The sequence below is a fragment of the Pseudochelatococcus sp. B33 genome, from assembly GCF_053570585.1.
Genome location: NZ_JBSEFH010000013.1, coordinates 29,915 through 42,495 on the forward strand (window position 1 = coordinate 29,915; position 12,581 = coordinate 42,495).

Annotated in this window: 12 protein-coding genes; 10 read left to right on the plus strand and 2 right to left on the minus strand. The window is 63.3% G+C overall.

The window, feature by feature from the left end; genetic code table 11:
• Nucleotides 1–22 precede the first annotated feature (22 nt).
• Nucleotides 23–859: an alpha/beta hydrolase fold domain-containing protein gene (locus tag ACUSIJ_RS15430; protein WP_449309297.1), complete on the minus strand. Its 837-nt coding sequence runs from the start codon at nucleotides 857–859 to the stop codon at nucleotides 23–25.
• A 108-nt stretch (nucleotides 860–967) separates the two neighbouring features.
• Between ACUSIJ_RS15430 and ACUSIJ_RS15435 the strand changes: the two genes are divergently transcribed.
• The 6 genes from ACUSIJ_RS15435 to ACUSIJ_RS15460 all read left to right on the plus strand — a co-directional run bounded on the left by ACUSIJ_RS15435 (nucleotide 968) and on the right by ACUSIJ_RS15460 (nucleotide 7,800).
• A complete protein-coding gene (locus tag ACUSIJ_RS15435) occupies nucleotides 968–1,912 on the plus strand; it encodes a LysR substrate-binding domain-containing protein (RefSeq protein ID WP_449309298.1) in 945 nt (314 codons plus the stop codon).
• A gap of 304 nt (nucleotides 1,913–2,216) precedes the next feature.
• Nucleotides 2,217–3,167 (plus strand): LysR family transcriptional regulator, encoded by a 951-nt coding sequence (locus tag ACUSIJ_RS15440; protein ID WP_449309299.1) that lies wholly within the window; start codon nucleotides 2,217–2,219, stop codon nucleotides 3,165–3,167.
• A 247-nt stretch (nucleotides 3,168–3,414) separates the two neighbouring features.
• Nucleotides 3,415–3,735, plus strand: a complete 321-nt coding sequence (locus ACUSIJ_RS15445; protein WP_449309300.1) for a hypothetical protein — start codon at nucleotides 3,415–3,417, stop codon at nucleotides 3,733–3,735.
• Between the two features lie 158 nt (nucleotides 3,736–3,893).
• Nucleotides 3,894–4,664 carry an enoyl-CoA hydratase/isomerase family protein gene (locus ACUSIJ_RS15450; RefSeq protein WP_449309301.1) on the plus strand — a complete coding sequence of 257 codons (771 nt, stop codon included), beginning with the start codon at nucleotides 3,894–3,896 and terminating at the stop codon, nucleotides 4,662–4,664.
• A 37-nt stretch (nucleotides 4,665–4,701) separates the two neighbouring features.
• On the plus strand, nucleotides 4,702–5,691 hold the full coding sequence (locus tag ACUSIJ_RS15455; RefSeq protein WP_449309302.1) for a D-2-hydroxyacid dehydrogenase family protein: 990 nt from the start codon (nucleotides 4,702–4,704) through the stop codon (nucleotides 5,689–5,691).
• Nucleotides 5,692–5,721: 30 nt separating this feature from the next.
• Nucleotides 5,722–7,800 (plus strand): 3-hydroxyacyl-CoA dehydrogenase NAD-binding domain-containing protein, encoded by a 2,079-nt coding sequence (locus ACUSIJ_RS15460; RefSeq protein WP_449309303.1) that lies wholly within the window; start codon nucleotides 5,722–5,724, stop codon nucleotides 7,798–7,800.
• Between the two features lie 10 nt (nucleotides 7,801–7,810).
• Here the strand turns inward: ACUSIJ_RS15460 and ACUSIJ_RS15465 are convergent, their stop codons facing one another.
• Entirely contained in the window at nucleotides 7,811–8,605 is a 795-nt protein-coding gene (locus ACUSIJ_RS15465; RefSeq protein ID WP_449309304.1) for an alpha/beta fold hydrolase, read from the minus strand.
• 283 nt (nucleotides 8,606–8,888) lie between these two features.
• On the opposite strand from ACUSIJ_RS15465, the gene ACUSIJ_RS15470 reads away from it, so the two are divergent.
• The 4 genes from ACUSIJ_RS15470 (at nucleotide 8,889) to ACUSIJ_RS15485 (ending at nucleotide 12,560) form a co-directional block, all read left to right on the plus strand.
• The gene (locus tag ACUSIJ_RS15470) at nucleotides 8,889–9,716 is read left to right on the plus strand and encodes an ABC transporter ATP-binding protein (protein ID WP_449309305.1); all 828 of its coding nucleotides are present in this window, start codon (nucleotides 8,889–8,891) and stop codon (nucleotides 9,714–9,716) included.
• Between the two features lie 10 nt (nucleotides 9,717–9,726).
• The gene (locus ACUSIJ_RS15475) at nucleotides 9,727–10,548 is read left to right on the plus strand and encodes an ABC transporter permease (protein ID WP_449309306.1); all 822 of its coding nucleotides are present in this window, start codon (nucleotides 9,727–9,729) and stop codon (nucleotides 10,546–10,548) included.
• Nucleotides 10,549–10,628: 80 nt separating this feature from the next.
• On the plus strand, nucleotides 10,629–11,699 hold the full coding sequence (locus ACUSIJ_RS15480) for an ABC transporter substrate-binding protein (protein WP_449309307.1): 1,071 nt from the start codon (nucleotides 10,629–10,631) through the stop codon (nucleotides 11,697–11,699).
• A gap of 189 nt (nucleotides 11,700–11,888) precedes the next feature.
• The gene (locus tag ACUSIJ_RS15485) at nucleotides 11,889–12,560 is read left to right on the plus strand and encodes a glutathione S-transferase family protein (protein WP_449309308.1); all 672 of its coding nucleotides are present in this window, start codon (nucleotides 11,889–11,891) and stop codon (nucleotides 12,558–12,560) included.
• The last annotated feature ends 21 nt before the right edge of the window (nucleotides 12,561–12,581 follow it).

Genomic DNA, 12,581 nt, shown 5'->3' on the forward strand with positions numbered 1-12,581 from the left:
GGATAGTCGGAAAGGGAGACCGTTAGGACGGCGCGGTCCGCTCATAGAAGGCGGCGATCTCGCCGCAGGTCTTGCAGAGACATGAACCCTTCTCCGGCACGTCCGCATAGGCCTGCGGCCAGCGCGTCGGCGCAGCGAGCTCGACATGGCGGACGGCGACACCCGCGCGGGCGAGCCGGGCAGCATATTGCGCCGCCTCGTCGCGCATCGGGTCGTCCTGCGCACTGATCAGCAGCGCCGGCGGCAAACCGGCGAGACGCGTCGCCTGCAATGGCGCGGCGTAGGGATGAGCGGCGCGCTCGGGCGTGCCGAGATAATCGGCCCAGCCGTCGGCCCAGCAGCAGCCGACCGGGCCGGCCTGAGCGCCGCGCAAGGAAGCGGTGCCGAGGCAGGCGTCGAGCATCGGCGAAAGCAGGATCTGGCCGGCGAGCGCCGGGCCGCCACGGTCTCGCGTCATCATGGCGAGCGCGGCGGCGAGATTGCCGCCGGCCTCTTCGCCGGCGACGTAGATCGGCGCACCGCGCGTCGCCCAGCGGCTCCGTCCACTGGCGAGGGCCTCGAGCGCTCCATAGATGAGTTCGAGCGTCTCGGGGAAACGATGGGCCGGTGCGAGCGGATAGGAGAGCGAGAACACGACCGCGCCGGCCTCGGTCAGCGCCGCTGCGACGGCTTGCCCTTCCGCCGGCGAGCCGCTGTTGAAGTGGCCGCCATGCAGATGCAGCACGAGGCCGGCGTTCTCCGGCACCTCGGCGGGAACATAGAGGCGCCCGGAGAAGCTTTCTCCACGGACGCTCAGGCTCTCTTCCCGCCAGAAGACGGAGAGAACCGGCTGAAGCTTCTGCGTGGCGATCGGGGGCATGGCACACCTCGTTGTTGCGTTGCAGCGCAAACTAGGGAATCGACGTTTCGGAATAAATAGGCTATTCGCTTATTCATTGTTCACCCAGAGAAACAATCTGAGGTTCACATGGACCAGTTGGCAGCGATGCGAGCCTTCGTACGGGTGGTCGAGGCGGGAACGTTCACCCGCGCGGCCGATCTCCTCGACACGCCGAAGCCGACCGTCACCAAGCTGATCCAGCAGCTTGAAGGACATTTGCGCACCAAGCTGCTGAATCGCACCACGCGGCGCGTGACGGTGACCATGGACGGCGCGGCCTATTACGAGCGGGCGCTACGTCTCCTGTCGGAGCTCGACGAACTTGACGCCAGCCTGACGCTGGCGCAGGCGCGACCGAGCGGCCGGCTCAGGGTCGACTGCAGTTCGGCGCTGGCGACATCGATCATCATCCCGGCGCTGCACGAGTTCAACGGGCGCTACCCCGACATCCAGCTCGATCTCGGCCTGAGCGATCGCGCGGCCGACCTGATCGGCGACAATCTTGATTGCGCGGTGCGGGCCGGGGAGATCACCGACCAGAGCCTGATCGCCCGGCGGATCGGCGAGATACAGCTCATCACCTGCGCCACGCCCGACTACCTTGCCCGCTTCGGCACGCCGCGCCATCCGCACGACATCGAGGACGGCCACCAGATCGTCGCCTATCGGCCGGCGCTCGGCGGCAGGGTCCTGCCGCTGGTCTATCAGAACCACAGCGAAACGATCGAGGTCACCGGGCGCTACACCATCGCGCTCAATGACGGCATGGGCTATCTGGCTGCCGGCCTCGCCAGCCACGGCATCATGCAACTGCCGACCTTCATGGCCCGCGAGCCGATCGCCGATGGGCGCCTCGTCCCGTTACTACTGAATTGGTACACGGCCCCGAAGCCACTGTACATCATCTATCCGCCGAACCGGCACCTCAGCAACAAAGTGCGCGTTTTTGTCGATTGGCTGGCAGAACTTTTGCCAAAGATGAGTTCGTTCTCAGCCGAGGCGCCGGATCTCCGATCTGTCCATGGTCACTAGCAGCCTCTGGGGTCGAGACTCAACGCAACCAGATACGACAAGCTCGAGAGGAACGATCTCGCATCTCTGCGCCTCGCTGCGCTTGTCTCATGCTGGCTGCGTTGAGTCTCGACCCTGATGCATGATCGGCTTTACGGCATCTTTTCGGATTTCGCAAAGATTGGCATATTCATAGCCAGATATTAGGAACACGGGCCGGCAACCAGCTGCCTGGCGGGAAAATCTGACGTCTGAACAAATAGATAGAGCGGATAACTTTGCTCCGTTCAGAACGCCCCTCCAGCGGTGGAAAGGGAGAAGCATTGTGGAATGGGTGCAGGCGTTCAGGTCGTTCGTCAATGCTGTACAGCAGGGCAGCCTTTCTGGCGCGAGCCGGCTGCTCGGCTGCTCGCCGGCGTCCGTGTCGCGCCATATCACCTCGCTGGAGGACCAGCTGGGCACACAGCTTCTCAAACGCTCGAGCCGCAACCTTGCGCTCACGGAGGCGGGCGAACTCTACTACAGCCAGGTCGAGCAGATCCTGCAGCAGCTTTCGGACGCCAATCGCGCCATCAGCGAGTTCCATACCAAGCCCCAGGGAATACTGAAGGTGCACGCCCGCATGCTGGTGGGGCAATTGATGATCCTGCCTCATCTGCCGAAGTTCCTTCAGCAATACCCGGATATAACCCTCGACCTGATGCTCTCCAATAACATCGCTCCGGTGATGGAACAGGGGACGGACCTCGACATCCGCATCGGGCGGCTGGAAGATTCCTCCCTCATCGCGCGCAAGCTCGTCTCAAGCGAGCGGATCGCCTGCGCCACGCCGGATTATCTGGCGAGGCATCCACCGATCAAGATGCCATCCGATCTCAGGAACCATAATTGTCTCGCTTACCGCATCAACCTCGGAACCCCCGTCTGGCGTTTTCTCGACACCGACCGGCGCATTGAGGAAGTGCCCATCAAGGGCGCCCTCCAGACGGATTCCGGGTTTGCGCTTCTGGAAATGGCACGTGCCGGGGTCGGCATCGCGCTCATGCCCGACTGGTCGGTTTACAAGGATCTCGAAACCGGCAGGCTGGTGCGGCTGCTCCCGGAATATCGCGTAAGCCACCTTGAATTCGAGAACGGCGTCTATGCCGTCTTCCCGAAATCGCGCCGCACCTCGGTGAAGCTCAGAATGTTCGTCGATTTCCTCGCCGAGGTGTTCCGCCGCGAGCTGGGTGACGCCGTGCCCTCCAAACCACCGGCTGTCGCGGCCCAGAAGTGATGATCGGTCTCACTTTGCATTTTATCGAGTGTATGCGGCGGTATCGGCAACATCTTTACGAAATCTGCAACAAAGGTTTGCATGACCCAAGGTTTTCACCCCGCTTTTCATTCGATAGTTTGATAGCGGCAGAAACGCCCAAAAAGGGAATGGCAACTTCAAGGGAGGAGAGGCGCCGTGTTTCCACCCAACCTGATGACATTGTCGATCGATACCGGTTGCGCCCGTCGCGGGGCTCGCGGCGCCGGTGTCCATCCGTAATCTGCCCGCGCCTTCCAGCCTGAGCGTCGGCTTCGGTCGTATCGAGGCGCGTATCGCCGTCTGGATGGCGGCGCCCGCCAATCAGGTCACGGCAGTGAGCAGGCCGGACGGCGCGGGCAAGACCGGCCTTTTCAACGCGATTTCGGGTGGCGAACAGCGAACGCCGGCGACCGGTCGCCCGCTCTTCGCCCATCCGCACTTGCCGATGGTTGACGAGACTTCGCTCGGCCTTGCCCGCGGGCTGGCTGCGGAAGTCTGCGACATTCTCGCCCGTGTCGAAGCCGGGCGGAATTGCTCCATGCCGTAGTAGAGCGGGATGTATCGCTCGCGCTGCACCATGCCAGCTACGGTGAAAGCGGCAGGCTCGTTCAGGAGGGGCGCAGCGACCCCGCTGGACCGCGAAAGCCTTTCCGGGCGTTTCCTGGCAGCGCTTCGGCGCATGCCCACTGATAAGGACATAGACCGATGGAATTGCAGACCTGTCGCCTCGAAGTCACGGATTTCATTGCAACTATGACGCTGGATCGCGCGCCGGTGAATGCCCAGAACCGCCGGATGCGGGACGAGTTTATCTGGCTGATGGACAGCCTGAGCGATCGTGACGATGTACGCGTGGTGGTGGTGACGGGGGCCGGCAAGGTTTTTTCCGCGGGCGCCGACATCAAGGAGCGCCGCGACCTCGTGCAGCAGCCGGGTGACTACATCAGCCACAATCGCGTGACGCGCGAGTTCTTCTACGCCGCCGCCGACTGCATGAAGCCGGTAATCTGCGCCCTCAACGGGCCGGCGATCGGCGCCGGTTTCGCCCTCGCGCTCTATTGCGACATCATTATTGCAGCCGACGACGCCTGGGCGAAGATGCCGGAGATCGACGTCGGACTCGCCGGCGGCGGCAAGTTGATGACGGAGCATCTCGGCCGCTCCTGGGCGCGACTCATCTATTTCACCGGGCGGCAGGTCCCGGCGGCCGAGCTCTACCGGCTCGGCGTCATTTCCGGCTGCGTACCACGTGAAAAGCTGACGGATGAGGCCCTACAGATCGCCCGCGAAATCGCGGCGAAGAGCCCGATGACCGTCAAGCTCATCAAGCGCGGTTTCGGCACTGTCGAGAACATGCCCCCGCGCGACGCCTATCGTTACGAGCAGACGATAACCCACGACCTCGCCTCGACCGCCGACACCCGGGAGGCGCAGGCGGCCTTCCTCGACAAGCGGAAGATTGATGCGGAAGGTTGATCATGGCGGCCAGCCCTGCCTCGAGGAGCTTTCAGACGTGTCATTGCATTGTGCCATTCTCGACGATTACCAGCAGATCGCTCTCTCCAGCGCGGATTGGAGTGCGCTCGACGGGAAGGTGGCGATCGACGTCTTCTCTACCCATACCGGAACGGGTGAGGCTGCCGTGTCGCGGCTCAGGGATTATGACATCGTGATCGCCATGCGTGAGCGCACCGTGTTCGACGCGTCGCTTCTGGAGCAACTCCCGAAGCTGAAGCTCCTGGTGACGACGGGCATGGCCAATGGCTCCATCGACATGCGGGCAGCGGCGAGGCTGGGCATCAGCGTCGCTGGCACGGGCGGTCTGGTGGGGCCTGCGGCCGAGCTCGCCTGGGGGCTTCTTCTTGCGCTGATGCGCCACCTCCCGGACGAAGTGGCGAACTTTCGCGCCGGCGGCGAACGGTGGCAGCTCACGGTCGGCCGCGAGCTCGACGGGAAGACGCTGGGGATCGCGGGTCTCGGCAAGCTCGGGCGACGGGTTGCCGGCTATGGCAAGGCCTTTGGCATGAATGTGGTGGCCTGGTCCAGATCCAATACCGCAGAGAAGAGCGCCGAACTCGGTATCGGCTTGTCACCGTCCCTGGACGATCTGTTGGGCGCCTGCGACATCGTGAGCCTGCATCTACCGCTGACGCAACAGACCACGGGTCTGATCGGCAGACGCGAGATCGGGCTGATGAAGGACGGTGCGGTGCTCCTCAATACATCGCGCGGCCCCCTGGTGGATGAGGGAGCGCTGATCGAGGCGCTCCAAAGCGGCAAGCTTTCGGCGGCCGGCCTCGATGTCTTCGACAGGGAGCCCCTGCCGGCGGACCATGCGTTTCGCCGTCTGCCGAACGTCGTTGCCACGCCGCATCTCGGCTACGTCACGGAGGAGACCTACCGCATCTATTTCCGTGACGCCATTGAGGACATCGCCGCCTGGCTGTCGGGAAACCCCGTGCGGATCATCAACGATCCCGTTGCCGCGAGCCTGCGGCGATAGCCCGGCCGGTCCAACGGAGGAGGATCGGCAATGAATGCTGCGGACAAGAAGACAACTGCGCCCGTGCGTTATGAGGTTCAGGACGGCGTTGCTTTCATTGTCATCGACAATCCACCGGTCAATGCCGGCTCGGCTGCGGTTCGCATCGGCCTCAGGGATGCCGTTCTACGGCTCGCGGCGGATGCCTCGGCAGGCGCGGGTGTGTTGATCGGCGCGGGGAAAACATTCATTGCCGGCTCCGACATCAAGGAGTTCGGCGCGCCGTTGCAGCAGCCGGAGCTGCCGGCGGTGATCGCCGAAATCGAGCAATGCCCCAAGCCCGTCGTCGCGGCGATCCATGGCGCGGCGCTCGGCGGAGGCTTCGAGCTGTCGCTTGGCTGCGATGCGCGCGTGGCGGTGCCCGAGGCGCTGGTCGGGCTTCCCGAGGTAACGCTCGGCATGATTCCGGGTGCGGGCGGAACGCAGCGCCTGCCGAGATTGACCGGCATCGTCAAGGCGATCGACCTCGTGGTGTCGGGGCGGCGTATCAAGGCGACCGAAGCGCTGACGATCGGAATCATCGACAGGCTGATCGATGCGGGCGACATGCGGAAGGAGGCCGCGGCATTCGCCCTCTCGCTGAAGGGCGCCAAGCGGCGTCTCGGCGCGCTATCCGTACCGGCGGAGGATCCCGCGGCAATCGCGGCCGCGGAAGCTGCGGCGCTCAGAAGCGGGAGGGGCCGCGAGGCCGTGCGCGAGGCGGTCGCTGCGGTGATCCGCGCCGGCACGACCCCATTCAACGAGGCGCTTGCCGAGGAACGGCGGGTTTTCCAGCTCTTGCGGACGCGGGAAGAGGCGGCGGCTCTGCGCTACAATTTCTTCGCGGAGCGGGCTGCCGCCCGCGTGGAGGGCAGCTCGACCCATCCACCGCGCGCAATCCACGATATCGGCGTCGTCGGCGCCGGGACCATGGGCGCGGGTATCGCCGCCGTCTTCGCGGCGGCGGGTTTCGCCGTGACGCTCGCTGACAGGGAGGTCGACATACTCGATCGGGCGGAAGGCCGGATCGCCCAGGCGATCGGTGATCTCGTCCGCTCCGGCAGGCTGGCGTCCGGCGAAGCCGCGACGGCGATGGGCCGCGTGGCCTATACCGCCGACATCGAGGCGCTCTCCGATGCCGACCTGATCATCGAGGCCGTGTTCGAGGATGTGGGGGCCAAGACCGCCGTCATGCAGACTCTCGGGAAACTTGCCCGGCCAGGGGCGGTCATTGCCTCCAATACATCCTATCTCGATCTCGACATGCTGGCCGCGGCGAGCGGGCGGGCGGGCGAGGTGATCGGTCTGCACTTCTTCGCACCGGTCCATCGCATGCGGCTGGTGGAGGTGGTGCGCGGCGCGAAGAGCCTGCCGGAAGTGGTCAATACCGGCCTTTGGGTGAGCAAGGCGATCGGCAAGCTGCCTGTCATTGCCGGAGTGGGCGAGGGGTTCATCGGCAACCGGATCTATGCGCGCTATCGCGCCCAGTGCGAGTTCATGCTGGAGGAAGGAGCGCTGCCCCAGGAAGTGGATGCTGCGATGGAAGCCTTCGGCTTCGCCATGGGCCCGTTTGCGGTTTCCGATCTTTCCAGCCTCGATATCGCCTGGGCGATGCGCAAGCGCAGGGCGCCGACCCGCGATCCACGCGAACGCTACGTGAGCATCGCCGACCGGCTCTGCGAGATGGGCAGGCTCGGGCGCAAGACCGGCCTGGGCTGGTACGACTACGCCGACACGGGGTCAGGGCGCGGCAAGGCCGATCCGGCGGTGACTGCGATCGTGAAGGAAGCGGCGGCGGCTCATGGCCTGTCGCGGAGCTTTTCCGAAAAGGACATCCAGCGGCGGGCGCTCGGTGCGATCGTCAACGAAGCGGCGCTGGTGCTTGAGGACGGCATCGCCCGTTCGGCGGCCGATATCGATCTCGTGCTCGTCAACGGTTACGGCTTCTCGAAATTCCGTGGCGGTCCGCTTTTCCTCGCCTCGCGCCTGCCGAAAAGCGAGGTCGATACAATGCTTGAGGAGGTGGCGGCCGCTTCCGGCTTCGGCTTCCGCCCCGGCAACGTCCACAAGATGCTCGAAGACGTCAAGTAGCTCAATGTGTTCAGGGGCGGGGCCGGCGGCCGGATTTTTCCAACACGGCTTCGACGAAACCTTCGATTGCTGCCACGTAACGCGCCGGATGTTCGAGAAACGGAGAATGCCCAGCCGGGCCCACGACCTCAAGTTCGGCGTGACGGATCGTCTCGTAGATCTCCAGCGACTTTTCAGGCGGCGTCAGGGGGTCCTCACGGCCGACGAGCACAAGGCAGGGCGGTTTCACCGCATGCAGCCACGCACGGGAATCCCACCCCCGGCAGGTGACGAGGTCAGTCGCAAAGATCTGCGGGTCGCGCGCCTCGACCATCCTGCGGGCCTCCGTCCGGGCCTCGGCCGAGGCCCGGGGTGAAACCTGGCCGTTCGCATAGTGGTCGACGCAGCTCGCCCAGTCGGTTCGCACCTTTTCGGTACGGGCCGGATCAGCGGTGAAAGTGGTGCCGGAACTGGCGATCACCGCCGCGAGACAACGGTTGGGATGCTTGTACGCATATAATTGCGTCGTGGCGCCGCCAAGGGAATGGCCAAGAATGACGATGCGTTCCGCCCCCAGTTGCCTTCGGAAGTCCTCGATGAAATCGACCGATGCCTCGACGCTTGTCAGGCAGGGGCCGGGGGTTTTGCCGTGCGCAGGCAAATCGATGGCAATCGGATGCACCGCGCGAAAGCGCCCGAGGATGGGGCGCCAGACATCCGCCGCTCCGCCCGAGCCGTGAACAAGCAGGAGCAACTCCTGGGTCTTTCCCGGCGTTTCCTGTTCCAAATAACGGGTCTTTCCGAGAAATTTCTCCACAATTCCCATGGCTGAGGCTCCTGACCAGAATCGTCGCCGTGCGTCGCCCGCCTTCCCGTGAAACGCTGCCGGCAGATATCGGAAGCAGGCGAGTTGACATCCTTTTCCAAAGCGTGCAGTCTCCTTTAATCCTAAAGTCCTATCAATTGTACTAAAGGCTTTTATGGGAATGCGCCAGCCGAAAATCCGCCAACAGAAGCAGGGGTTTCGGAGGGAGAGTTGTTCGCCGAGAACAGCACGAAAGCATCACGAGATCAGCTGATCCGTCTTGACGGCAGGAGGACCGTACGGAATGGAAGCCCAACATATTGCCAGCATTTCCCGGTTCGGGGCTGCGCCGGCCGGCGCGGCATCGCTCGAAGCGCCGCCGCCGCTGCTTCAGTTCGACCGATTGGCCAAATCCTACAAATCCCGTGACGGCGTCACCGTTGCTGCAGTGAACGGGGTCTCCTGCAGCATTGCCGAAGGGGAGTTCATCTCGATTCTTGGCCCTTCGGGCTGCGGCAAGAGTACGCTTCTGATGATGGCGGCGGGGCTTTTGAAGCCGTCGGACGGGCGTGTCCTTTATCGTGGGCGTGAGATTGTCGAGCCGGAATCGGAAGTCGGCATTGTTTTCCAGAGCCCGGTTCTCTTCCCGTGGCGGGATGTCCAGACCAATGTCGAACTGCCGGCTGAAGTGCTCGGCATGGATGCCAAACAGCGGGCGGAGCGGGCGCGGCATCTCCTCGATATGGTGCGGCTGAACGGCTTCGAGCGCAAGTATCCCTCCGAGCTCTCGGGCGGCATGCAGCAGCGTGTCGCGATCGCCCGCGCCATGATGCTCACCCCCTCGCTCCTCCTGATGGACGAGCCTTTCGGGGCGCTAGACGCGATGACGCGCGAACAGATGAACCTCGAAGTGCAGCGGATCAGCATCGAACTGGGTACGACGGTTTTCTTCGTCACCCATTCGATCCCGGAGGCGGCTTTCCTGTCGGACCGGGTGATCGTCATGAGCGGGCGGCCTTCGACGATCCGCGATATCGTCACCATCGATATTCCCCGGCCACGGCGGATCGACCTGATGGCATCCGATCAATTCGGCGTCTACGTCAACCGTCTCCGCGCGCTTCTCCATTGAGGGTATTGACATGAGCCGCGTCGTTTCAACCGAGGTCACCCCTTCGAACGGCACAAAATTCGACATGGAGCGACTGCTCGCCAACGATACGCTGATGGCGTGTCTGGCATTGCTGGTCTTCATGGCGCTATGGGAGGCCAGCGTCATCCTCTTCAACGTCCAGCCCTACATTCTGCCGGCGCCGTCGGCGATTGCGGGGCGGGTCATCGAGGATCTGACCGCCGGCCATATTCTGAGGCATTTCCCGATCACTTTCCTGGAAGTCTGCCTCGCCTTCGTTCTGGCGTCGGTCACGGGCCTGATTGCCGGAACGGCGATCGCGCTGGTGCCGATCGTCGAACGGACCGTCTTCCCTCTGATCCTGTCGATCCAGACCGTGCCGAAGGTGGCGATCGCGCCGCTCTTTCTGATCTGGTTCGGTTTCGGCATCCAGTCGAAGATCATCACCGGCGCGCTGATCGCGTTCTTTCCGATCCTGATCAATATCGTGGCCGGATTGAAGGCAGTGGACGGGCAGCAGCTGCTCCTGATGCGCGCCCTGAGGGCGACGCCGTCGCAAACTTTCTTCAAGCTCCGGCTTCCGAGCATGCTGCCGTACCTGTTCGCGGGGCTGCAGATCGGCCTCGTTTTTGCAGTCATCGGCGTCATCGTCGGCGAATTCGTGGGTGCGACCCGGGGGCTCGGCGTGCTGATCATCATCCGCCAGGGCACCATCGACGTCGCCGGCATGTTCTCGGTGCTGATCTATCTCTCGTTCATGGGCGTTGCGCTGAGCGCGATCCTGCGGAGGGTGGCGCGCCGCTACACGTTCTGGGAGCGCCCGAGGAACTGAGCATGACAACGGCCTGATCATAACAATGCCGCCGGTCCCGCCAGAGAGGCCGCGGCCGTCACTCTGGGAGGAGATGTTTCATGGCATGGCAGAAAGCAGTTTCGTTGCTGGCGGCAGCCCTCATGGCGCTGGCGCTCGGAACAGGCGCCGCGCCGGCGCAGGAAAAGAAAAAGCTGGTGTTTCTCGGTGCGGGCAGCGTGCCCAACATCGTCTATATGCCGGTTTATGTGGCTGACAAGGCGGGTTTCTTTGCCGAAGAGGGGATCGAGGTCGAAACCCGCTACGGCCGTGGAGGACCGCTGACGGTGCAGGTCGTTGCGGCCGGCGATGCCGACGTGGCGCATATCGTCTGGCAACCATTGATTTCCGCCTATGAAAAGGGGGTGCGCGGGCGGTTCATCTACCAGACTTTCACCCGCTCCAGCTTTTTCGCGGCGGTCGAGCCGGATTCGCCGATCAAAGATGCCAAGGATCTCGCCGGCAGGAATATCGGCGTGGTCAATATGGCAAGTCCGGGCGTCTTCTTCGCGAGATCCATGGTGAAAAGCGCCGGTGCGGACCCGGCCTCGATGACTTTCGTGCCGGTCAACGTTGGCGCCCAACCCCTGGCCGCGCTTGAGACCGGACAGGTCGACGCACTGTCCTTCTGGGACGCCGTCTACGCGGATTACGAGGCTCAGGGCGTCAAGCTCCGCTATATCCAGCATCCGCTGATCGGTGATGTCGGAAATGGCGGCTTCTTCGCGATGGACAACACGATCGCCGAAAAGAAGCAGGAACTCCAGGCTTTTACCCGTGCTATCGCCAAGGCGACCGTTTTTATCCTTAACAATCCCGAAGAGGCGCTCAGGATGTATTGGCAGGTCAATCCTGACGGCAAGCTGCCGGGTTCGGAAGCGGAAGCGCTGGAAAAGGGCACCATCGCACTGAAGTTTGTGTCCCATTCCTGGGACATCAGCAAGCGGCCGGCGCAGGAATACGGTTACATCAACAAGGATGAGATCCAGTCCTTCATTGATCTTCTGCATCAGGAAGGCGAACTCGCGAACACTGTCGATGCCGCCAACCTCCTCACCAACGAGTTTGTGGAGGGTGCGAATAACTTCGACATCGAGGAAATGCAGACGAGAGCGGTGAACTGGAAGGAATAGGCTCGTCACCTTACTCCTGGCGCGGCCTTACAGCCGCCGGCCGAAGGCCGGCTGCTGTCTGTCGGCGGGGCCGGATTTGCAGTCTCCACGCACGCCGAAGTACCTTTAAAATCTATGTGCTAGTTAATTGACATATTGACCTTTGAGTTGTAGCGTCAGACCAAGATCAAAAAAATCCGGGAGAAAACATTGAAGCTTCATTGGTCCCCGCGATCGCCTTTCGTGCGGAAGGTGATGATCGTTCTCCACGAAACCGGGCTTGTCGATCAGGTCGAGTGTGTCCGTACGGTCGTTGCCATGTCCGCACCTCCGAACGCGGCCCTGTTGCCCGACAACCCGCTCGCCAAAATTCCGACTCTGGTCCTGGATGACGGCAAGACGCTGTTCGATTCCCGCGTCATCGCCGAGTATCTCGATGGCCTGCATTCCGGCCCGAAGCTCTTTCCCGAGGATCGTGAAGGCCGCTTCAGGCATCTGCGCTGGATGGCTTTTGCGGACGGCCTCACGGATGTCCTGCTGCTGTGGCGCAACGAGCGCATTCGGCCGGAAGGCACGCAGCATCCGGTCATCCTGGCGGCCTTCGAAACGAAGGTCCGCCACGCCTTCGCGGCCTTCGACAGGGAGGCTGCCGCGCTTTCGGCCGACGCATTCGGCATCGGTCATATCGCGCTGGTCTGCACGCTGGGGCAGATGGATTTCCGTTTCGGGGGCAGCCGCTGGCGCGAGAGCAACCCCGATCTTGCCGCCTGGTACGAGGCAATTCGCAAGCGCCCGTCCGTCGCTGCGACCGAGGTCAGGGACGACGGCTCGGGTCCGCCCGAAGTGCCGTGGGCCGCGGGTCCCGCGCTCGTTTTCGCGTGACCGGGAGGGCCGTTTGCGGCC

What these genes read in the sequence shown, in the direction of transcription:
- ACUSIJ_RS15430 (WP_449309297.1), bottom strand. Translation starts at nt 859, where the DNA reads ATGCCCCCGATCGCCACGCAGAAGCTTCAGCCGGTTCTCTCCGTCTTC.
- ACUSIJ_RS15435 (WP_449309298.1), top strand. Translation starts at nt 968, where the DNA reads ATGGACCAGTTGGCAGCGATGCGAGCCTTCGTACGGGTGGTCGAGGCG.
- ACUSIJ_RS15450 (WP_449309301.1), top strand. Translation starts at nt 3,894, where the DNA reads ATGGAATTGCAGACCTGTCGCCTCGAAGTCACGGATTTCATTGCAACT.
- ACUSIJ_RS15460 (WP_449309303.1), top strand. Translation starts at nt 5,722, where the DNA reads ATGAATGCTGCGGACAAGAAGACAACTGCGCCCGTGCGTTATGAGGTT.
- ACUSIJ_RS15465 (WP_449309304.1), bottom strand. Translation starts at nt 8,605, where the DNA reads ATGGGAATTGTGGAGAAATTTCTCGGAAAGACCCGTTATTTGGAACAG.
- ACUSIJ_RS15470 (WP_449309305.1), top strand. Translation starts at nt 8,889, where the DNA reads ATGGAAGCCCAACATATTGCCAGCATTTCCCGGTTCGGGGCTGCGCCG.
- ACUSIJ_RS15475 (WP_449309306.1), top strand. Translation starts at nt 9,727, where the DNA reads ATGAGCCGCGTCGTTTCAACCGAGGTCACCCCTTCGAACGGCACAAAA.
- ACUSIJ_RS15480 (WP_449309307.1), top strand. Translation starts at nt 10,629, where the DNA reads ATGGCATGGCAGAAAGCAGTTTCGTTGCTGGCGGCAGCCCTCATGGCG.